The sequence below is a fragment of the Desulfobulbaceae bacterium DB1 genome, from assembly GCA_001914235.1.
Classification (GTDB): domain Bacteria; phylum Desulfobacterota; class Desulfobulbia; order Desulfobulbales; family SURF-16; genus DB1.
Window position 1 is genome coordinate 21,125 of the sequence record MQUF01000021.1, and the last position, 22,593, is coordinate 43,717.

At 54.8% G+C, this 22,593-nt stretch carries 16 protein-coding genes; 13 read left to right on the forward strand and 3 right to left on the reverse strand.

Annotated elements, in window-relative coordinates; all coding sequences use genetic code 11:
- Nucleotides 1-69: 69 nt before the first annotated feature.
- The 6 genes from BM485_15500 (at nucleotide 70) to BM485_15525 (ending at nucleotide 7,119) form a co-directional block, all read left to right on the forward strand.
- The gene (locus tag BM485_15500; GenBank protein ID OKY74023.1) at nucleotides 70-1,194 is read left to right on the forward strand and encodes an AI-2E family transporter; all 1,125 of its coding nucleotides are present in this window, start codon (nucleotides 70-72) and stop codon (nucleotides 1,192-1,194) included.
- Between the two features lie 132 nt (nucleotides 1,195-1,326).
- Nucleotides 1,327-2,139 (forward strand): hypothetical protein, encoded by an 813-nt coding sequence (locus tag BM485_15505; GenBank protein OKY74024.1) that lies wholly within the window; start codon nucleotides 1,327-1,329, stop codon nucleotides 2,137-2,139.
- 16 nt (nucleotides 2,140-2,155) lie between these two features.
- Nucleotides 2,156-3,073: a hypothetical protein gene (locus BM485_15510; protein ID OKY74025.1), complete on the forward strand. Its 918-nt coding sequence runs from the start codon at nucleotides 2,156-2,158 to the stop codon at nucleotides 3,071-3,073.
- A gap of 284 nt (nucleotides 3,074-3,357) precedes the next feature.
- The gene (locus BM485_15515; GenBank protein OKY74026.1) at nucleotides 3,358-5,466 is read left to right on the forward strand and encodes a hypothetical protein; all 2,109 of its coding nucleotides are present in this window, start codon (nucleotides 3,358-3,360) and stop codon (nucleotides 5,464-5,466) included.
- A 14-nt stretch (nucleotides 5,467-5,480) separates the two neighbouring features.
- Complete coding sequence (locus tag BM485_15520) at nucleotides 5,481-6,305, forward strand: hypothetical protein (protein ID OKY74027.1); 825 nt, start codon at nucleotides 5,481-5,483, stop codon at nucleotides 6,303-6,305.
- Nucleotides 6,277-7,119: a hypothetical protein gene (locus BM485_15525; protein ID OKY74028.1), complete on the forward strand. Its 843-nt coding sequence runs from the start codon at nucleotides 6,277-6,279 to the stop codon at nucleotides 7,117-7,119. Before BM485_15520 ends, BM485_15525 begins: the two co-directional genes overlap by 29 nt.
- Nucleotides 7,120-7,124: 5 nt before the next feature.
- Here BM485_15525 and BM485_15530 read toward each other — a convergent pair whose 3' ends face one another.
- Nucleotides 7,125-8,231: a hypothetical protein gene (locus tag BM485_15530; protein ID OKY74098.1), complete on the reverse strand. Its 1,107-nt coding sequence runs from the start codon at nucleotides 8,229-8,231 to the stop codon at nucleotides 7,125-7,127.
- 196 nt (nucleotides 8,232-8,427) lie between these two features.
- On the opposite strand from BM485_15530, the gene BM485_15535 reads away from it, so the two are divergent.
- The 7 genes from BM485_15535 to BM485_15565 all read left to right on the forward strand — a co-directional run bounded on the left by BM485_15535 (nucleotide 8,428) and on the right by BM485_15565 (nucleotide 20,154).
- Nucleotides 8,428-10,140 carry a hypothetical protein gene (locus BM485_15535; GenBank protein OKY74029.1) on the forward strand — a complete coding sequence of 571 codons (1,713 nt, stop codon included), beginning with the start codon at nucleotides 8,428-8,430 and terminating at the stop codon, nucleotides 10,138-10,140.
- A gap of 314 nt (nucleotides 10,141-10,454) precedes the next feature.
- Complete coding sequence (locus tag BM485_15540) at nucleotides 10,455-12,335, forward strand: hypothetical protein (protein ID OKY74030.1); 1,881 nt, start codon at nucleotides 10,455-10,457, stop codon at nucleotides 12,333-12,335.
- Nucleotides 12,301-14,724 (forward strand): hypothetical protein, encoded by a 2,424-nt coding sequence (locus BM485_15545; protein OKY74031.1) that lies wholly within the window; start codon nucleotides 12,301-12,303, stop codon nucleotides 14,722-14,724. Before BM485_15540 ends, BM485_15545 begins: the two co-directional genes overlap by 35 nt.
- 226 nt (nucleotides 14,725-14,950) lie before the next feature.
- Complete coding sequence (locus BM485_15550; protein OKY74099.1) at nucleotides 14,951-15,856, forward strand: agmatinase; 906 nt, start codon at nucleotides 14,951-14,953, stop codon at nucleotides 15,854-15,856.
- Nucleotides 15,846-17,759, forward strand: coding sequence for an arginine decarboxylase (locus BM485_15555; GenBank protein OKY74032.1), 1,914 nt, complete (start codon nucleotides 15,846-15,848; stop codon nucleotides 17,757-17,759). The genes BM485_15550 and BM485_15555 overlap by 11 nt, the downstream gene beginning before the upstream one ends.
- Nucleotides 17,760-17,839: 80 nt before the next feature.
- Nucleotides 17,840-19,018, forward strand: a complete 1,179-nt coding sequence (locus tag BM485_15560; GenBank protein ID OKY74033.1) for a saccharopine dehydrogenase — start codon at nucleotides 17,840-17,842, stop codon at nucleotides 19,016-19,018.
- Entirely contained in the window at nucleotides 18,997-20,154 is a 1,158-nt protein-coding gene (locus BM485_15565) for a carboxynorspermidine decarboxylase (GenBank protein OKY74034.1), read from the forward strand. The genes BM485_15560 and BM485_15565 overlap by 22 nt, the downstream gene beginning before the upstream one ends.
- A gap of 8 nt (nucleotides 20,155-20,162) precedes the next feature.
- Here the strand turns inward: BM485_15565 and BM485_15570 are convergent, their stop codons facing one another.
- Both BM485_15570 and BM485_15575 read right to left on the reverse strand, forming a co-directional pair.
- Entirely contained in the window at nucleotides 20,163-20,852 is a 690-nt protein-coding gene (locus BM485_15570) for a hypothetical protein (GenBank protein ID OKY74035.1), read from the reverse strand.
- 1 nt (nucleotide 20,853) lies between these two features.
- Complete coding sequence (locus tag BM485_15575; protein OKY74036.1) at nucleotides 20,854-22,593, reverse strand: acetylpolyamine amidohydrolase; 1,740 nt, start codon at nucleotides 22,591-22,593, stop codon at nucleotides 20,854-20,856.

Below are 22,593 nucleotides of genomic sequence, written 5' to 3' on the forward strand. Positions count from 1 at the left end.
AGAAGCGAACTATAGCGGATTCTCGCCGCCTTTGAAACAACTTATTTCATCTTGTATTACAGGATTTTTATGCCGAAGCAGCCCCCCAGCCCCATGGTATTGTTTTATTTCCTCACCCTGCTGCTGCTCGCCACATTGCTGATGGGCTGGTTGTTATGGCCGTTTTTGTCAATAATCATTCTGTCTTATCTGCTGGCGTCTATTTTTGAGCCGGTTTATGTCTTCCTGAACAAAAAGCTGTCCGCCAACCTTTCCTCGCTCGTCACCTGCGGCCTGATTGTCCTGCTTATTTTTGTGCCGGTTATTTTTTTTGTCGGGGCGCTCTCCTCGGAGGCCTATGATCTTTTTCAGATGACAAAGGGAACGAATCTGGCGGAAAAGTTCAAGGAGTTTGTCGAAAGCAATGCCCTGCTCGGCCGGTTAAAAGTGCTGATGGAGGGATACGGCATTCATTTGCAATTCGCCCAACTGGGTGTTGAGTTGTCCAAGTTCGGCGGCATGATCGCCCTTTTTGTCTACAATCAGGCCAGTTCATGGGCGGCAAACATTCTTCATTTTGTTTTTCAATTTTTTATGATGATTCTCATCATTTTCTTTCTGCTCATCGACCGGAGCCGCCTGCTTGCCTATCTGATGCGTCTTTCCCCCCTGCCGGATGATCATGAGAGAAAGCTGATCAGCAAGTTCGAGGCGATCAGCCGGGCCATTCTGATCGGCAACGGTATTTGCGGCGTCATTCAAGGGGTGATCGGTGGCATGGTCTTCGCTTTCTGGGGATTTTCCTCGCCGGTTATCTGGGGAGTGGTGATGGGGATACTTGCTTTCCTGCCCATTGTCGGCATCGGACTGGTGCTGGGGCCGACCGCGGTCTTTCTGCTGTTGCAGGGCAAAATCGGCCAGGGCATCGCCATGGGCCTCTTTTATATGTTTCTTTCCTTTTCCGTGGAGTACCTGCTCAAACCGAAAATGGTGGGCGACAAGGTGAAAATGCATACCCTGCTCGTTTTCCTGGCCATTATCGGCGGACTGCAGTTGTTCGGCATCATGGGGATAATCTACGGGCCGCTTATTGTCACCGGCTTTCTCACTTTAGGCGAAATTTACACCGTCAACTATGACAAATGCGTCAAAAGCCTTGTTTACTGGAAAAACGCCGGGACATTGAGCGGAGAAAAGGAACAGGACCAGCCGTGACGGGTTGTCGCGCAACGATGAAAATCTTCGCGTGATTCATCATCATCCTTGCGTTTACAAGTGACTGTCTATCATGTTAGTATCGGTGCAAAATCAATACTCAAGGATATTCGACCTCAAATTTGTGTATAAATGATCCCCATTAAACACGCTCGAAAAATAATATCCTCGCTGTTTGTGCCGATCAGTTTCTTTTTCTTTCCGCTGTGGCTTTTTTCCGCATCAACCGCCTGCTTTTATTATTTTAATCCCGATTCCCCGCAGAGCAACATGTCCCGCTTAAAGGAGGCCATGGATAATCTGCTGGCCTTCGGTAATATTCCCCTTGTTTTTCAGCCGTTTACCAAGCTCAGTGATTTTGACCGGAAGGTGCGCGAAGAGGCGCCTGATTTTCTCCTGTTACCTGAATGGTATCTCAAGCAGGACGGGAACGAGAAAAGGTTCGAGGCTTTCTTGGCGCCGGTGCGGAATGGGAATACGACCTACCGCAAAATCCTGCTTGTCGCCCAGGATTCCTCCCTCTCCATTCAGGATCTTGCACAGGAAACCATTGCCATGACCCCCATGGGCGCCGCCGGCTTGGAAGACCTCGACAAGGTTATTTTTCAAAAGCACGGGCTGGACTCCAAAAAGCTTAATTTCGTCACCACCGCCAAGGATTCAGACGCCCTTTTCGCCCTGGCCCTGCGTCAGGTAAAGGCGGCCCTGGTATCCGAGGACAATCTTGACCATTTCGGCGCCATCAACCCCAGGATTCTGCAGACAGTGAAACAGCTGGCGATATCAGATCCCATTCCCCTGCCGTTGCTTTGTTATAATAAGGAGATTGCCGGCAAGGATGAAGTGGAAAAATTAAAGAGCCTCTTTTTAAAGGGGAAAATTGACGGCGGAACCGCGAAGATTATGGAGATGTTGCATATCGATGCCTGGCAGACGATTAATTAGCATATTGAGTGCCCTGTTGCTGCTTGTCGCCATGGCGATGGCGGCAATGGAAGCCTGTGCCGCGGAACGAACCTCGTCCGTGGCCGCCATCCTGCTGTCCGACGGCGAAAGTGCCTACCGGCAGGCGGCTGACGCCTTCAGGGAAAACAGCAATTTTCCGGTGCAGCTTTTCAATCTCCACGGGGACATCAAGGCCGACCCCGGATTGAAGGACAAGTTGCTGGCATGTGAACCTGACATTATCTTTGCTCTTGGCGCCAAGGCTGCCTATGTCGCCAAGCTCTGGACCAGGGATCGGCAGGATATCCCGGTGATTTTTGCCATGGTGCTGAACTGGCAGCGCTACAAACTTTTGGAGGGTGCTGCCAATATTGCCGGTATCGGCGCGGAATCCGCCCCCGGCACTCAGTTTGTCAATATGACCATGTTTTCTCCGAAGGTGCGGCGGATCGGTGTTGTCACCAGCCCCCATTCCCTTCAGATCCTGGAGCAGGCAAAACAAGCGGCCGCCCTGCTGGGGATTGAATTGATTGTTGAGTCGATCAGTCGCTCCAATAACTTCCAGCGCGCTTTCAAAAAAATTGCCGGTCAGGTGGATGCCTTCTGGGTGCTGAACGATCCGGTGATTTACACCCTGGAAAATGTTGACTGGCTTGAAGAACGGTGCCTGAAGGAAAGACTTCTGTGCGTCGGACAGACGCAGAATATCGCCCGGATGGGCGTGGCGTTGTCCGTTAATCCGGATACCAACCAGATAGGGACACAGGCGGCGTCAATGGCCCGCAACATTGTGGAAAACGGCCAGAAACCAAGTGATATCGGGGTGATGGATCCGCTGGCCACGCAAATATTCTTCAACCTGAAAACAGCCGAAAGAATCGGTCTTGCAACCAACCCGCAAACCCTTGATATGGCCACCATGGTTATCCGTTGACAACGGCTCGTTTGTTGCGCCTCTTTTCCGGTCTCCCTCCTGCAGGATTTTCTCCTCGACTTCAACGTCTTCCTCGTGTCATGAAATCGTATAAAAAATGAGGAGTGGTTCAATTTTGTATTTCATTTGCCGCCATGGAAGGTTTTTCTGACATTTTCCATTGTTTGCTTGATTTTTGTGTTCTGCTTCATCTAAGCTGAATTGAATAGATCCGAATCCTAACCGATTGGTTTTGTTTTGGTTTGGCGGCATGATCCGAAACGTAACGGGAGCGGGAGAAGAGCATGGGGAAAAAACGGCTTGCCGCGGCAGCGGCCTTCTTGTTCATTATCGTCAGCGCCTCGTCCCCGGCCGCTGAAACAGTTGAACCGGCGGCGGGAGAGCAGGAGGAGCAGGCCTTTTCCGAAATGTTCGGCCGGGGTCCCCAGGAGGAAGACGTTTACCGGGCGGACCGGCTGCTGCTTACCGCCACCGGCTCGTTGAAACCGGTACACAAGGCGCCGTCGGTGGCCTCGGTCATCACCGCCGAGGACATCCGGAAGATGGGGGCCACCACCTTGGACGAGGTGCTGGTGGCGGTACCCGGCCTGCATGTCGAGCAATCCGGCCTCTGGTTTTCCTCCATCTGGTCGATCCGCGGCGTGCATACCAGCCTCAATCCCCATGTCCTGCTGCTGGTCAACGGCGTGCCCTTTACCTTCAACTATCAGGGCAGCCGCTATTTCGACTACAAGATGCCGGTGGCGATGATCTCCCGGGTCGAGGTGGTGCGGGGGCCGGGCTCGGCCCTGCACGGTGCCGATGCCTTTGCCGGCACAGTCAATGTCATCACCAAGGACAACTTCGAGATAAACGGCACCGAGACCGGCGTCCGCTACGGCTCCTTTGATAGCAAGGATGTCTGGTTGCAGCACGGCGGTCAGTACCGGGGCTGGGACGTGGCCTTCGGCCTGGAGTGGCAGAAGACTCAAGGGGATGACGAGCGGATCATCGAACGCGATTACCTCCACGCCGTCGGCGCGGCGGCTCTGTCCAACGCACCCGGCCCGCTCGACACCGGCCATGATCTGCTGGACAGCCACCTCAACCTGCGCAAGGAAGACTGGAATCTCCACCTCTACGGCACCCTGCAGGAGTCGGCCATGGGGCCGGGCGGTGCCCAGGCCGTCACCTACGGAACCGAGAACGACGCCCGCTCCCTCCTCGTCGACCTCACCTATCACAACGACCATCTGCACGAGGACTGGGACCTCACCGCTCGCACCTACTATTCGTACATGAAATCGGATTCCTTTATCCAGTATTTCCCCCCTGACTTTCTCAACATGCTCGGCAACCCGATCCATGAGTCGCAGGACGGCGGACTGGAGATGACTGGTCTCTTCAAGGGGTTTGATCGGCATCAGGTGCGCTTCGGGGCCGGCTGGAAGAACTATGATTACGAACCGGACCAGTACAAGAATTTCGGCCCGCCGGCCGGAGTCGATCAGTTCGGCGCCTTGGTCCATGTCACCGACCCGGCCCACCTCTTCATGCCGTCAGCCAACCGCCAGCTTCTCTTTGCCCTGGTCCAGGATGAGTGGCAACTGGCCCCGGCCTGGGAACTGACCGCCGGCGTCCGGCACGACGACTACAGCGATTTCGGCTCCACCACCAACCCCAGGGCCGCCTTGGTCTGGGAGACGCGTTACGATCTCACCACCAAACTCATGTATGGCCAGGCCTTCCGTGCCCCCTCCTTTGGCGAGCAGTACACCAGGAACAATCCCGCCGCCATCGGCAGCGAGGATGTCGAGGCAGAGGAGATCGAGACCCTGGAGCTTGCCTTCGACTACCAGCCGCTCCGGGATCTCCGCCTCATCCTCAGCCTCTTCACCTACAAGGCGGACAAGCTCATCGAGGCCACCGGCGCCCTGCCCCAGCAGTACACCAACTACGGCGAGCAGGAGGGCGATGGTTTTGAACTGGAAATGGACTGGCTGCTCCATCCCGATCTGCGGCTGCGCGGCACTGCCGCCTACCAGCGCTCGGAGAACACCAGACTCGACCATGTGGTGCCCGATGCGCCGGAGTGGCGGTTTTACCTCAATCCCAACTGGGAGTTTCTGCCGGACTGGTCCCTGGACGGCCAGTACATCTGGATCGGCGACCGCCACCGCGCCCAGGGCGACCCGCGCGGCGACATTAACAACTACGATCTGGTCAATCTCACCCTGCGGCGGGTCAACATCGCCCGCCACTCGGAGGTGGCGCTTTCCCTGCGCAACCTCTTTGACGAGGATGGCCGTATCCCCAGCCCTTATGCCGCGGCCGCACCGGAAGGGGCCTTCATCCCCGACGATTACCCCATCGCCGGTCGCTCGATTTACGCGGAAATCCGCTATCGATTTTAACGGGTTCGACACACATGCACAAACAAACCAGTAAGGTCGGGAAGCGGAATATGACGTTCAACGACCGCACCGTAACCAAGCTCTGGCAGGAAATCCCCGACGCCGAAAATCCCTATCTGGCCGCTCGGTGCCGCTGTCATGGCTACGACATCCTGGAGCTTGCCGAAAAACTAAGCTTTGTCGAGGTGCTGTTTCTTCTCTTCAAGGGCGAACTGCCCTCCCGGCAAGAGGCCCGGCTGCTGGAAACCATCTTCATTGCCATGATCAACCCCGGGCCCCGTCATCCGGCCACCCGCGCGGCCATGAACGCCGCGGTAAGTCGAACGAACACCCAACATCTGTTGCCAATCGGCCTTTCCGTTTTGAGCGGGTCATATCTGGGGGGCGGCGAGGTGCTGGCCGCCATGCGCTTTCTGGCTGACAACCTTTCGCTGCATCCGGAGGAAACCGCTGCCGCTTGTCTCCTCCCGCAACGACCTTTGGAAGGGGATTTTCATCCCGCTCCCGGCTTTGGCAGCCGTTTCGGCGGCATTGATCCGTTGCCCGCGCAGCTTGCCGATATCCTGTGCGAAATGCCCGGCTGCGGCAAAAACCTCAGGTGGGGCAAGGATTTTGCGGCATTACTTCGTCCACAGGCAATGGGCTGGCTCAGCACAGGCATAGCGGCCGCCACCTTGTGCGATCTCGGCTTTACCCCTTGGGCCGGGGCCGGACTGTTTCAACTGATGAATGCACCGGGTATTCTTGCCCACGGGCTTGAGCTGGCTGACAAACCTCTCACATTCATGCCATTCCTCGCCGAGGAACATTATGTCATTGCCGGGCAAGCAAAAAAATAGCACGCCCTACTGGGATCATCGCAGAGGCAGAATATTCACGCGCAAAGGCGGAATAGTCTTTGGCGAGGCAGTTTACTGCCACGGCTATGACATGATGAAAGATTTGGTTGGGCAGACTTCTTATTTTCAGGTCCTGATTCTCAATGCAACAGGTAAACTTCCGGAGCGCCGGCTGGCGGACTGGCTGGAGGCGTTGTTCATCTGTCTCAGCTACCCTGATGCCCGTATCTGGTGCAATCAAATTGGCAGCCTTGGAGGAACACTTCGGACATCTCCCGTTGCAGCTGTTTGCGGAGGAATACTCGCTTCTGACTCAAGAATGTATGGCCCAGGCACCATCACATCAGGCGTGGATTTTATCACTCACGCTCTCCACCAAAAAAAATCAGGAATTTCCACAAAAGACATTATTGCTCGGCATCCGAAGCGAAGAGATGACGACACGCCAATTATCGCTGGCTATGCCCGCCCAATTATCAATGGAGATGAACGCATCCCGGCAATGGAACAAGTGGCCAGCCAACTTGGTTTCGCATACGGCGAACATCTGACTGTTGCATATGAAATTGATCATGTTCTTCATGTCGATTGCGGAGAAAGAATCAACCTCATTGGCTATGCCTGTGCATTTCTTTGTGATCAGGGCTTCTCTACGGCAACAATTTACTCCCTGCTGAGCTGCTGGGTGTATTCCGGCGTCCTTGCCTGCTACGCCGAGGCCGCAGATCAGGTGCCGGAATCGTTTTTCCCCCTCCGATGCGGGGATATCGACTATCAGGGGCAGCCACCGCGATCGGTTCCGGATGAAAAATGATTTCATCACTCCCATTTGTCCTCCAGACCATAATGATCAAAGACAAAGGCAAATTCCCGGGAGATCCGCTCCCGACTCACTCCGAACTCGGCGGGATCCCTGACCGCGTGCCTGCGCTGGTAGCGCTCCTGCCGGTCGGCCCGTTCAGCCACGGCCTGGTGCAGGGCCGGATCCGATCGGATGCCGGTAAAGGCGATAATCCGGTCAAAGGTAGCCGTCAGATTATACCGCAGCTCCTCGTAGGGCAGCACCAGCACCCGTTCCCGGGGCAGCTGACCATGTATGTCCAGCTCGTAAAAGTAACGGTAGAGATCAGCAATGCCCTGAAAGCGGTGTTCATTATAGCGCTGCAGAAGCTCCGGCCTGATTGTCTCAATGCCCCAGCGGAATTTGATGCTGTTGTGCAGCAGCGAGAGAAAGGAGGGCACCACTTGATGCGGGTTGCGCATGATGAAGATGAACCTGGCATCCGGATAATACTCAAGCATGGTTTGCAGGCGAAAGGTGGAGAAATGGGTCTGGGCTATGATCTGCTTTTTGCCGGTAAAAAAAATATGGCGCTTGAAACAGCTGTTCAGGAAACGCATGGAATCCAGCCGCACTTCCTTTGGTTGGCGATCATGATACTGTAACTCCGGATATTTTTGCTCGTCAAAGGAGAGCATGCCGATGCTGATGAAGTTGGTGTCATAATTATGGAGAAAAAGCATCTCTTCTTCTTCCGTCTTGTTGAGTTCCATTTTGTGACCCGTCCATTCGGGCATGACCTCGGTTTTTCCTTTTTTGATCATTAAATTCACCAATGGCCGGAAGAGGGCGCGGGCCGTGAGGGCGGGAAAGAAGAGGTGCCAGGTCTGGAAGGCGGCCGCATCGTCATGGCTGCTCAGTAGATGATGGAGAAAGGTGGTGCCGCTGCGGGGGTGACCGATGATAAAGATCGGTCTTTTCACCTCAACGTTGCGGAAGCCCGGGAAAAAGAGATGGTCAAGGACCATGGTTGCCGCGGTAAGTAATTTCATGAAAGGCTCAACCAGCAGCCAGGTGAAAAAAACCCGGCCCAAACCATAGACTCGCCGGATGGAGGCGAGAACACGCAGATAGATCGTTGCCATGAAAATGAAACGCATTTCTTTTTTTGTCCTTCTTACTGATGAATAAGCTTGGTGAAAATGAAAAATTGCATTTTGCCGATATCCTACACCATCACAGCCTGATGGAATAGATATTATGTTGAGAGGAGCGCACGGGGAGGCGCGGTATTTTGGTCAAGAGGCCTAAATTCGACAGAAGCACAATCAGGAGAGGATTATGAACACTGCTGACTTGATGATTGACCTGCTGGGGCAAATGGGAGTGAAATACATTTTCGGCGTGCCGGGCGGAGCCATTGAGGATCTCAGTACCGCTATTTTTCACAACAAGCAAGGGGTGTTGCCGATCATTTGCAAGCATGAGGAGGGGGCTGCTTTCATGGCGGACGGTTTCGCAAGGGTATCCGGCAGGCTCGGGGTCTGCACCGCCACCGCCGGACCCGGAGCCTCCAATCTGATCACCGGCTTGGCTTCTTCCTATGCCGACTGCATCTCGGTCCTGGCTTTGACCGGGCAGGTTGCCATCTCGGTTTTCGGTAAAGGAGCCATTCAGGAATCTGGTTCGGAAGGGGTTAATATTACCAATATTTTCCGAAATTTCACCAAATACAGCGGCATGCTCATCACCGAAAAACGTGCCCAGTACATGCTGCATAAGGCCACACGACTGGCAATGACCGGCCCCAACGGTCCAGTCCATTTGAATCTGCCCACCGATCTGATGAAAAAAGAAATCGATCAGCAGAATCTCTGTACTCTGAAAACGGATGTACGCCTGTATGATGAAGAAAGCGTCAAAAAGGCGTCTAAGTATCTTGTCGGCGCCAAAAGGGCTGCAATCATTGCCGGATGGGGCGTGGTGTTGTCCCGGGCTGCCAATGAGCTGCTGGAACTGGCTCAGCTTCTGCAAGTGCCGGTGGCGACATCGCCCAAGGCCAAGGGGGTTTTTCCGGAGTCACATCCCCTCGCCTTGGGTGTGCTGGGATTTGCTGGTAACCCCCTGGCCAAGGAGTATATCACCAATGGTGAGGTTGATGTGCTTGTCGGAGTGGGCACCAGTTTCAGTGAGATGATGACAAGCGGCTGGGACGAGAAAATCCGGCCGAGCAAACATCTGATCCATATAGATATCAATCCGGAAAAGATCGGTAAAAACTACTGCACTTCGGTCGGCCTCGTTGGAGATGCGCGAATGAATCTCAAGGAGCTTTGCAAGGCGGTGGTCGAGGAACGATCTCAACAGAACGCCCATAAGCACTTTAATTCAATCATGGAGTGTCTGGATGAGCTGAAGGAAAAATCCCGTGATCCTGAGCTTGATTTCACCACCCGGGAAAACCTGTACCATCCCGGCAAACTGGTGTTAGACATCCAGAGATCCTTTCCCGACAATACCATTTATTTCGCCGACATCGGCACTTCCATGGCCTGGGGCATCCGGTACATGAACATAAACCGGCCCTACTCCTTCTTCGTCTCACTCGGATTTGGTTCCATGGGCTATGCCGTGGCAGCGCCGGTGGGCGGCAAACTGGCTGTGCCGGAACGGCCCGTGGTGGCCATGGTGGGGGACGGTTCTTTTCTCATGAACGGGTTTGAGGTGGCAACAGCCGTAAACTACAATATTCCGGTTATCTGGATCGTTTTCAACAATGCCATGCTGGGCATGGTTTATCATGGGCGTAAACTTTTTAAGACGCAGATTCCGGACGGGTTGCCGTCCAGGTTTAAAAGGGTGGATTATGCCATGGTGGCGGAAGGCTTGGGTGCCAGGGGGATACGTCTGGATGCTGAAAATCCGATAACGCCGGAGCTGGCCAGGGATATTATAGAATCGGGCCGGCCCACGGTGGTCGATGTCTGGATCGACGAAGAAGTGGTGCCGCCCATTCACAGCCGCATTTCAACTGTGGATAAACATTTCGGCTGAAATTGTCGGGTGGCGCCATTGACGGTGAGGAATTTTTTGTTGAGCGATCGAGGTTTTCTCGCCGTCATTTCCGCAGCCCCTTTTTCATTGCTTTTCCGTAATAACAGCCACTATAATTAGACATAAAATCTCGGAAAATATTTTCCTTGGTGCAGGAACACGATACAGATCAATGAGTTACACTTCTGCGGACTATGCGCAGCCTGAGTCGGATATCCAAGATTTCAAAAACAACACATTTGCAAGGTTTCTTCCCGGATAACAGACCAATTCCTATGCGCAGACGACCGTCAATCAGGGTGTATCTCATCGGTATGAACATGCTGTTGCTTTGTCTGCTCATTCCGACCCTCGGATTTCTTTTTATCTGGAAGACGAGTCAGTTCCGCGATGTGCAGCTGGCCGGAAATATTGCCCTCATGCAACAGGATCTGACCAACAGAAGCTCGTCGCTGGTCCGCAGCATGGGGCTCAGTGCCGATCAGTCCATTGCCGGTTTTGATTTCAGCTTCCTGCAGAATCTGGTGGTTGAAGTCGTGGAGAATGACCCGGAAATTGTTTTTTGTTTCGTTGTGGATAAACAGTTGACCGTGGTGGCCCATAATGATCCGGTTCAGCGGGGCCGAATATTGAGCGAGCCCCGGGACAGAATGATCGGGGCAATGATGGGAACCTCTTTCCCGGAAGTAAAGCCGGCTGCCGCCAAGCCGATCAGCATTCTCTGGCCGGAGACGGATCGGAGTGATTCCGCCGTTCTTGAGGCGATTATTCCCGTTTACAGCGGTTCCCGGCTGTGGGGTGTTCTGCGGTGCGGATTTTCGCTGCAAACCTTGAATACGGCCATCAGCGCGGCGGAAAGAGAATGGGCCGGGCAGATGGTCCGTATAAAAATTTATGTTATTACCGCCCTTTGTTTTTTTCTGCCGGCAGCTTTTTTGGCCGCCATCGTCTTGACGCGCTCATTGGTCCGCGACACACGGGCCCTGCATGACGCGGTGCATCTGGTCGCAAACGGCGATCTCAACCAAGAGATTCTACTTTCCGGCCTTGGTTGCAAGGAATTTGCCGGACTGGCCGCATCGTTCAACATCATGACGGAAAGATTGCGGCAAACCCGTGAAGAGCTGGATGAATATTCACGATCCCTGGAAGACAAGGTTGTCGAAAGAACCCGCGACTTGAAGGAGGCCCAGGCCATTCTCCTGCGGCAGGCGCATGAGGCGGGCATGGCCGAAATGGCGGTGGGGGTTCTCCATAATATCGGCAATGCCATTACTCCGGCCAAGGTTGTTTCATCGGTTCTCCTTAAAAATATTACAGAAAGTCCGCTGAAGACAAAGCTTGCGCCATCCCTGCTCGCCTTGGAAAAATATCTGCGGCATACCGTGGAGATTGCTGATCCGGAAAAGGAACGGCTCCTCAGGATTGTGGAGATCCTGCCGACAGCGATTGCCGAGGAATACGATTCGATTGCCGGGGAGCTGAAAAAAATTCGTGCAAAGCATGAGCACATCGAAAACATTATCGGCCTGCAGATGCGCTATGCCCGCATTGCCGACACGATCGAACCGGTCGACATGAACAGTGTCGCGCACGATGCTCTCAATATGCTGGCCGATACCATCAAAAAACGCGATGTTCAGGTCGAGGTCGATTTTTCCCGGGTGCCGCCGGTTCGGGTGGAAGAAACAAGATTGCTTCAGGTGCTTGTTAATTTGATAAAAAACGGCTATGAGGCAATGGATACCATGGTGGGGACCAAGGAACGGAAACTCGTGATCAAAAGCAGCCTGGAAAAGGGGCGGCAACCAATGGTGCAGCTGTCGGTTGCCGATAACGGCTGCGGGTTTTCCGAGGAAGAGAAGAAGAATTTTTTTACTTTCGGCTATACGACCAAAAACACGGGTTCCGGATTCGGATTACATACCTGCGCCAACTATCTGAAAGCAAATAACGGCTCCATCGAGGCATCCAGCAAGGGGCCTGGACAAGGAGCGACTTTTGTTGTTCGTCTGCCCGCCTGGGAAGGGAGGGTAAAGAATGAAGACGCCGGGGAAGAAAAGCCGGAGACGGGCCTGAGCGGCGGCGCACCTGGTGAAACCGCTGATTCGGCGGGGTCGGCATCCCCTGCGGCCGAACATAATGAAATGGATACGGATCATGGAAAAAAGACGGATTCTGATTATCGACGATGATAAGGACATCTGGGCGGCTTATCAGATGGTGCTCGATCCTCGGCGGAAGCGGGGCGGCGCGATCGAGGAGATGAAGCGGATGTTTCGCGTCGAATCGGACGATGCGGATTCGGCTGATTTTGTACTCGTTTTTGCCGGTCAGGGGCAGGATGGGTTTCAAATTGCCCGTGCTGCGAAAATGGCGGGCGAACCCTTTGCCCTGGCATTTATCGATGTGCGCATGCCTCCGGGGTGGGACGGCATGGAAACCGCGGTGCGCATTCGGGAAATGGATAAGGAGATCGAGATTATCATCGTTACCGCCTATTCGGATCATTCCTGCGAGGATATTGTCAGGGCTGTCGGCACACCGTCCAAGCTTCTTTTTTTCCGCAAGCCCTTTGACCCGGAGGAATTGAGGCAGCTTGCCTGTTCGTTGAGCGACAAATGGTTGCTGGCCCGGCAGGAAGAACTGCAGCGTCGGGAACTGCAGGGCATATTGCAGACGAGCCCGGCGGCTATCTTTGTCCTGGATGCACAGGGCAAAATCATGACCTGGAATCCGGCCGCCGAGCATATTACCGGCATGCCGGCGGCAAAGGCGGTGGGAGGCCCCTGTGTGTTTCGGGAAATTTCCGAAAATCCACACTGCCGTGCATGCGCAAAGGAATGTTGTCTGCTGGATAAAAGTGAAAAGAGCAGGGAAATCGTCATCACCGACCAGGCGGGAAACAGGAAAATACTGGCGATGAATCTGGCTCCGGGCATGAAGAAAGACGGCAAGAGCGAAAATCTCATCGGCAGCTTCTGGGATATGACTTCAATTCGAGAAACCGAGTCCGCGCTGGTTTCTTCGGAGCTTCGTTTCCGCTCCCTGGTTGAAACAACCCGGGACTGGGTCTGGGAGGTTGATGCGCAGGGGAATCTGACTTACTGCTCTCCCGTTTGCTACGAGATTTACGACTATCAGCCTGATGAACTGCGGGGAAAATCCTATTTTGATATCCTGCATGATGAACAGGCCGGCATTGCAATGAAAAAAGTATTTTTGGATTGCCTTCAGGAGGCGCGTAACTGTCAGGCCCATGAGCATCGCTGCCGCAAAAAAAACGGGGAGTACATTTTCATTGAAACAAGCGGCACCCCTGTCTTTGATAATGCGAGACGGGTAATCGGTTACCGGGGAATCGACCGTGACATCAGCCAGAGAAAGGCCGCTGATGAGGAACGGCGCCTGCTGGAAGAGCGGTATCGTCAGGCCCAGAAGCTTGAGGCGCTGGGAACCTTGTCCGGTGGTATTGCCCATGACATGAACAACATCCTTACCCCCATTCTGGGCTATTGTTCCCTGGGAAAGCTGAAGCTCGGCAAGGACCATTTTTTTTATGAAAAGCTGGAAGCCATTGAAAATTGCGCCCAAAGGGCGGCGGAATTGATTCGCCGCATTATGGGCTTCTGCCGCAAGCAGGATATGAATATCCGGCCCGTGCAGCTTAACCTCATGGTTCAGGAACTGGCGAAAATGCTGGGGAGGTTGATCCGGGAAGATATTCAGTTGACGATGGAGCTTACCGAAGATCTGTGGCTTGTCGAAGCGGATCGCAGTCAGATGGAGCAGATTCTCATAAATCTGGTGGTCAATGCCCGTGATGCCATGAATGAACCGGGGCAACTGTTCATTCGCACCGCCAATCGGATCGTTGAGCCGAAAACCCTGTACGATGTTGATCTCAGGGAGGTGAGCGGGCAATATGTGGTGCTGAGTGTCAGCGATCAGGGCAGCGGCATGGACCGGCAAACGCTGGAGATGATCTTTGATCCGTTCTTTACCACCAAGGAGGCCGGCAAGGGTACCGGGCTGGGGCTTTCCAACGTCCACGGCATCGTGGCGAGTCACAACGGCCGTATCCTGGTCGACACCGAACCGGGAAAGGGAAGTACGTTTCATATCTTTCTGCCGAAAATCAATCCTGATTTGGTTGAAGCGGATATTTCCTCACCACCGGAGATATTGATGCCGGGCGGACCGGAGACTATTCTGCTGGTCGAGGACGACCTGGAAGTGCTGCAGGTGCTGGCGGCATCGCTTTCCGAGGCCGGCTATCATGTCCTGACCGCATCCGACGGCAATGCCGCCTTAAGGATTTTTGAGGAAAGAAAGCACGATATCGATCTTCTGGCCACGGATCTGATCATGCCCGCCATGGGCGGCAAGGCGCTGAGCAGAATTATCCGCCTTCATGCACCTTGGCTGCCCATCCTCTATATGACCGGCCATTCTTTTGACATTGATACGGACGAACTGAAAAATATCAGCAATACGACCTTGATGCAGAAGCCGTTCAGTCTCGAACATTTTTCCCGGAACATCCGTTCCATGCTTGATTCGCAGAAGAAGCAGGATTCGTAAGCCAAAATCCTCCGCCCCGCAGATCACAGAGCGCACAGGGAGAAAAAGAGAACATTTTGTGCGCTCCGTGCTTCCTCCTGCCATGTGTCGATCATCCGCCGGAGTATTCTGAAAAAACTTGACTGGATTCGGCAAGGGTGTATATTTCCGCCTTTTTTGCCATCGCGAAAGGTTCCAAATTCAGGTATGGTACTATTGTCAATCCGTGAAAAAAGAGGGTCTGCCCATGTCGCTGTTGCGAGGAACCGAAATCCCATACGAATGTTCTCGCTCTGCCGATAGCCTTCAGCCCGGCGGCGTCAACATCATCGGTGCGGGCTTTGACGGGACCGCCTGTTTCCGGAAGGGTGCTGCCGCTGGGCCGGATGCCGTCAGGCGCGTGTCGGCCGATATTGAAAGCTATTCTCCCTATCTTGATCGCGATCTGGCGGACGCGGTTTTTTATGATCTCGGCAATATCCGGGTCGGCAACAGCGGTGATGCCGGTGATGACTGGCAGGTTTTTCTGGAGGCCTTCAACGGGTTGCTCGAACCAGCTGATTTAGCCGGCAAGTCGATAAGGCTTCTGACCCTGGGAGGGGAGCATTCGGTGTCCTACCCGGTTATTGCGAAATATCTTGCCGTTTTCCCCGATCTTCTGCTTCTTCATCTCGACGCCCATGCCGACCTGCGTGACGGTTACGAGGGCTATCATTACTCCCATGCCTCGGTGATCAGACGATGCCTTGATCATTTCGGGGCCGGGCAGGAGCTTGCCCAGTTCGGCATTCGTTCCGGGACCAGGGAGGAGTTTGCCTGGATGCGGCGCAAGAAGACCCTGTATGGGGATCTGCGGCAATTTTTGTCTTTCGTGCGGCAGGTGCCGAAAGAACGCCCTCTCTACCTGACCCTTGATCTTGATTATTTTGATCCCGCCTTTCTGCCGGGAACAGGGACTCCGGAGGCGGGCGGCGAGGATTTTCATTCATTTGTCGATATCATCAAAATAGTAAGCGAGAAGAATCTGGTGGGGGCCGATGTGGTGGAGCTGGCTCCTGTTATTGATCCGACCGGCAACAGCGATGTCTTTGCCGCCAAGGTGGTCAGGGAGCTCATTCTTGCCTTGCATGGGGAGGCGGTCCATGTTGGATAAACGAAAAATCATCAATGCAAATGCTGAACTCTATAACGTGCTGCGCTGGGGGAACGGTTTTTTCGGCATCAATGAAAACGGGCACGTCTGCGTACTGCCTGAAAAACGGGATGACGGCCCGGCCATAGATATTCTTGAGGTGATTGATGAGATCAAAAGTCAGGACATCCCGTTCCCCACGGTCATCCGTTTTCATGATATTCTCCGCGCCCAGGTGCGCCAGCTCAACCTGACCTTCCGCGAAGCCATGGAGGAAAGCGGTTATCAGGGCCGTTTTGTCGGCGTTTATCCCATCAAGGTGAACCAGACCCGCGAGGTGGTGGAGGAGATCATCGATGCCGGTGACCCCTTTGACTACGGGCTGGAGGCCGGGTCAAAATCCGAGTTGATGGCGGCCCTTGCCTTGAATGAAAACAGAAACGCCCTCACCGTGCTGAACGGGTACAAGGACGAGGAGTACATTCGTCTGGCGCTCCTGGGCCGCAAGCTTGACCGCAAGGTCATTATCGTCGTGGAAAATTTCTCCGAGTTTGAGATGATTATCCGGCTGTCGGAGGAAATGAATGTTTCACCCCTTATCGGCGTGCGGGCCAAACTGTCGGTGCAGGGGGGCGGCCGCTGGGCCGGGTCCAGCGGCGACCGGGCCAAATTCGGTCTGACCAGCAGCGAGATTTTAAGCGGGGTCGACCTGTTGAAGCGGTATAACATGACCGACTGTCTCACCCTGCTTCATTTCCATGTGGGCAGCCAGATTCCCGATATCCGGGTGTTGAAGGAGGCGGTCAACGAGGCCGGTCGCATTTACGCCGATCTGGTGCTGTCCGGGCTCAATATCGAATATTTCGACGTGGGCGGCGGTCTCGGCGTGGATTACGACGGCTCGCGTTCTTCCACCAATTCCTCGCGCAATTACACCCTGCAGGAATATGCGGCGGACATCATCGCCGTGCTGCAGCAGATCTGCGAACAGGTCAATATCCATCATCCCAACATTGTCAGCGAGAGCGGCCGCTACGTTACCGCCCACCACTCCTGCGTCATCACCAATGTGGTCAATATCATTCACCAGACCAGCGATTCCTTTAACACCGATAAAACCGCCGGCGAGCACATTCTGGTCGGCAACATGCGGGAGTCGGCGGGTGACCTGACCATGGAGAATTATCAGGAGATCTACAACGATGTCCAGCAGATCAAACTTGATTCGATCCAGGCCTTTAAGCTGGGCGTCATTTCCCTGGAGGAGCGGGCCAAGATCGAAACCATCTACTGGAAGATCATCGGCCAGATCCGTGACGTCATGAAACGGGCGGATTTCGTTCCCAAGGAGCTGCAGCAGATAGACGAGTTGCGGGCCAGCCAGTATCTCTGCAATTTTTCCGTTTTCCAGTCAGCCGCCGATACCTGGGCCATCAGCCAGTTGCTGCCCATCATGCCGGTAATGCGGCTCGACGAAATCCCGGGCGAAAGGTGTTCCATCGCCGATATCACCTGTGATTCGGACGGTAAGATCGACAAGTTCATTGCCAAGAACGGCTATGATGAGAGTTTGCTGCTTCATGACCTGAAAAAGGATGAGGATTATTTTATCGGCCTTTTTCTCACCGGCGCCTATCAGGACGTGATGGGCGACATGCATAACCTTTTCGGCCGGCTGAACGAGGTGCATGTCTACTGCGATGATGATGATCCCTCTGATTTTTATATCGAAGAGGTGATCAAGGGGGCATCGGCCCAGAATGTTCTTGCCACCATGCAATACAGCCCGGAGATCATGGCCAGGAGCATTAAGCGGAAAATTGACCGGCAGGTGCACCGGGGCACCATCCAGCCCCGGGAAGGAGTCAAGCTGATCGATTTTTACGAGAGCTGTCTGGAAGGGTATACCTATCTGAAATTTTAGAATTCACGAATCGGAAGGACGCCGTTGAAACGATGGAACGTTGAAACGGTTGAACGAGTCAACAAGGAAAGGAGTTTGCCATGTCACGAGTACTGATCATAGGCGCCGGCGGAGTCGGTTCGGTTGTTGTTCATAAATGCTGCCAGGTGCCGGAGGTCTTTTCCGACATTATGCTGGCCTCGCGCACCAAGGCGAAGTGCGATGCCATTGCCGCGCAGGTTTCCCGGCCGATCCAAACGGCCCGGGTCGACGCCGACAACGTCCCCGAACTGGTGGCCCTGATGCGTGATTTCAAGCCGGAACTGTGCATCAACGTCGCGCTTCCCTATCAGGATCTGACCATCATGGATGCCTGCCTGGAATGCGGCGTTCACTACCTCGATACCGCCAACTATGAGCCCCTTGATGAAGCCAAATTCGAGTATAAATGGCAGTGGGCCTATCAGGAAAAGTTCAAGAAGGCCGGACTCATGGCCCTGCTCGGCTCCGGTTTTGACCCCGGCGTCACCAATGTTTATACCGCCTGGGCGCTCAAGCACCATTTTGACCGGATTGACGAGCTGGACATCATCGACTGCAATGCCGGCGACCATGGCCGGCCATTTGCCACCAATTTCAATCCGGAGATCAATATCCGCGAGGTGACCGCCCCGGCCCGTCACTGGGAGGAGGGCGAATGGCTGGAAACCCCGGCCCTGTCAACCGCCAAGGAGTTCGACTTCCCGGAAGGCATTGGTCCGCGCAAGATTTACCTCATGTACCATGAAGAGCTGGAGTCCCTGGTCAAACATATCCCCGGCCTGAAAAAGGCCCGTTTCTGGATGACCTTTTCCGATAATTATCTGCGCCATCTCGAGGTTCTGCGGAATGTGGGCATGACCAGCATCGAGCCCATCGAATATCAGGGCCGGCAGATCGTGCCCCTGCAGTTTCTCAAGGCGGTGCTGCCTGATCCCGGTTCGCTGGGGCCGCTGACCAAGGGCAGAACCTGCATCGGCTGCCTGATCCGGGGCAGAAAGGACGGCAAGGAAAAGTCCTATTACGTCTATAATATCTGTGATCACGCCAAATGCTATGAGGAAGTGGGTTCCCAGGCCGTCTCCTACACCACCGGCGTGCCGGCCATGATCGGCGCCATGATGATGCTGACCGGCGCCTGGCGTGGGGAAGGTGTCTTCAACATGGAGCAGCTTGATCCCGATCCCTTCATGGAAAAATTGAATATTCACGGGCTGCCATGGACCGAAGTTACCTTGTAGACTTCGACCCCGCGCGGGTACCCAGCCCGTCCTTTGTCGTGGACCTGGGGGCGCTGGAACGGAATTTGCGCATCCTGGATACGGTACAGCAGCGCACCGGCTGTTCCATTCTGCTGGCGCTCAAGGGCTTTGCCATGTTCCGGGTCTTTCCCCTTATCCGGCGGTATCTGAAGGGCGTCTGTGCCAGTTCCCCGCATGAGGCGCGGCTTGGCCGGGAAGAGTTCAAGGGCGAGGTACACGGCCACGGTCCGGCTTTCAGCGCAAGCGACCTGGGTGAGCTGCTCGAACTCTGCGATCATATTGTCTTCAACAGTTTCAGCCAGTGGCAACGCTTCCAGCCCCTGATTGAACGCAGTCCCCATCAGGTCGGTTTCGGTCTGCGGGTCAATCCGCGTCATTCGGAAACCGACGTGGCCCTTTATGATCCGTGCGCGCCAGGCTCGCGGCTGGGCATAACCAGGGAGCAGTTTGCCGGGAAGTCGCTTGCCGGCATCACCGGGCTGCATGTGCACACCCTGTGTGAAAAAGGGTCGGACGCCCTGGCCCGCACCGCCCGCGTCTTTGAGGAGCAGTTCAAGGATATCCTGCCGACCATGCAATGGCTCAATCTGGGCGGCGGCCATCATATCACCAAGCCCAATTATGATATCGACCTGCTGTGCGAGGTTATCGATCATTTTAAAAAGACCTATGACCTCACCATCTATCTTGAACCGGGCGAGGCCATCGCCATCCACACCGGGGCGCTGATTACCACGGTGCTTGATATCATTGAAAACGACGGCCCCATTGCCATCCTCGACACATCGGTTTCCTGCCATATGCCCGATGTGCTGGAGATGCCCTACCGGCCTGATATCAGAGGGGCCGGCCTGCCCGGAGAATTTCCCCACACCTATCGGCTGGGCGGGGTATCGTGCCTGGCCGGCGATGTGCTGGGGCTCTACTCTTTTCCCAGCCCTCTGCGGGTGGGCGACCGGCTTATTCTGGAAGACATGAGTCATTACACCATGGTCAAGACCACCACCTTCAACGGCGTGCACTTGCCCTCCATCGTCCTTTATGACCCGGAGTCCGATGCGGTTGAAATCGTGCGCCGGTTCGGCTATGAGGATTATAAGACGCGCTTGTCGTAGAGTGACAATTATTGCCGCAGCTTGTCCAGCACGAGCCTGCCCGCGTTTTCAAGCTTGGCGCGGTTGCCGTCGCGCTCGGGGTTGCCGACCCCGATGGTGATGTAGGTGTCGCCCGCAAGCATGTGCAGTCCTCCGGTGCCGATGAATGCCGCATCGCCGAGATCGGCAAGGTCGATCCGTCCGTCGGCCAGCATCTCCTTGGTTGCGGCAAAAATTGTTTTCGGACTCTGCCCCGCCTGCCGGACATTTGCCGGCATGAAATCCGATTGCTGCACCGTGATCTGCAGAAATTTCATGGAATCAGGATTGGCCGCTTCAAAGAAACATTTTTTCATGCCGACCACCTGCTGCTCGCCGTACTGTCCCTCTTTCACCGGCTCTCCGATGAGGGTTGCCGCTTCCGCAGCGGTGATGAGCCGACACGGTTCAAGAAGACTTTTCTCCACGCCTTGTTCTTTTGTCGCCTGCGCCGTCTGTTTTTTTTCCCCTGTTTCGCCGGCCCGCTCATTGCCCCCGCAGCCGGCAAAAAGGAGCAGGACAAGCAACAGGAGCGGGGTGAATCGTTTTTTCATCATCTCTTTTTTCCTTTGTCGTTTCTTTGCCGCCGGCCGGCTGGTTTTGTCTCGTGCACGGATCAACATATCCGCGAAACCGGCAAGACGCAACACCCGCAAGAGAAAATTGCGCGGCTCATGCAATTTAAAAACGGTGCAAACCCACCCAGAGTCCCTTGAAGAAGCTGCGGGCGTTTATGCCCAGGGATTTGGTGCGGTAGCCTCCTTCCTGGACGACCAGGGTCGGCAGGCGCAACCGGCCGATCAGAAGGCCGTTCTGGTAAAAATCCTTTGCATCCAGTTGCCAGGTGCCGGTGGGATCGTTTTTCGCCGGATCATAGCCGAGGGCGACAAGAAGAAAACGGGGAGAAAACGACTGAATCCTTTTCAAGGCGCGCTCCAGGACCCGGCGATATGCCGCGCCGTCCAGTTGTTCCTGCAGGGGGTAGTTCTTGTTGCACTTGTAACCAGGCCCTTCTCCCTCTTCATCGCCGAAACCGACAAAGTAGGGATAGGCAAAGCTCGGATGGCCATGGATGGAGACGGTCAGCACGTCACCCCGGTCATAAAAAATATCCTGGGTGCCGTTGCCGTGATGGTAGTCGATGTCCAGTATCGCCACCTTGCCGTGGCGGCTGAGGAAATTGGCGGCAATGGCGCTTGAGTTGAAATAGCAGAAACCGCCGAAAACCTTCCGTTCCGCATGATGGCCGGGAGGACGGACCAGGGCATAGGAGAGCCGGTAGCCCTCAAAGAGCAGGCTGGCGCCGGTCAGGGCGCAGTCCACCGCTCCCCTGGCCGCCACATAGGCATTGCGGTTCAGCGGCGTAAAGGTGTCGATGCAGTAGTACCCTGCCCGCACCGGCAGTTCCTTGGGCGGCCTGGTAGCGTTGCGGATGGGGAAAACATAGGGATAGACGGATTTGCCCGGCTCCACCAGGGCGCATACCCGCTTGAGATACTCGACAAACTTGGGATCATGCACCTGTTTGATATGGGTTTCCGGGAAACGGCGGGCAGGCAGCCTTTCAAAAAAACCGGTCTGTTCGATGCCCTTGAGGATGGAGCGGATGCGGGCCGGTGCTTCCACATATCCCCTTTCATGGACATGATGGATGTCATGTTTGTCATTCACCACCAGGGCAATGCGCTGCTCCAGGGAAAAGACGGTTTTTACCCGTTCGGCATCGGGGGTGATGTGGCGGGGGGCCCGGAGCCGGATCGGATCGTGCCTGAAGGAACCGACCACCATATCGATGTATCCCGCCGGGCAAGCCTTGCCGTACTTTCTGGTCAGGATGGCCCGGACAATCTTTCCGGCGGCCTCCCGGGAAGGTAGCTTTTTCATGCCGATCCGGTCAAAAACCAGATACGGCGGGCAATCGCCCCCTTCTTTCAGCGGGGTTTCGTAGGCGGTGCCGACAATCGGCATTGCGCCATAGCGTTCATAAAAACGCAGCCTGGCCTTGTTCTGTTTGAGGGTTTCCCTGTCCGTGCACAGTTTGGGGTCGTCAGGCAAGCACTCCATGAAAATGCCGCACACTTTGAGGTTTTTTGCCTCGTCGCGCACTTTTTCATAAAGGGCGCCGCCGATGCCGCCGGCATTTTTTGTCGGCTGCACCGAAAGAAAATCGAGATAGCTGAAATTGAGATCAGGGGCATAGTTGACCAGGGCAAATCCTTTCACCCGCTGACGCTGGTCGTCGGCCACAAAAAGAATGGTGCGGAATTGATATTTGAGCGGATTGGTGAGCTTGGCGGGCAGGCTCTCGATTTCCTTGCGGCTCAGTCCGGAAAACTGCTTGGCCAGTATTTCCTGAACCTGGGCAATGGCGTCCCGGTCAATGGGCAGGGTGTTGTCGTAAACCCGTCGGATGCGGAACAT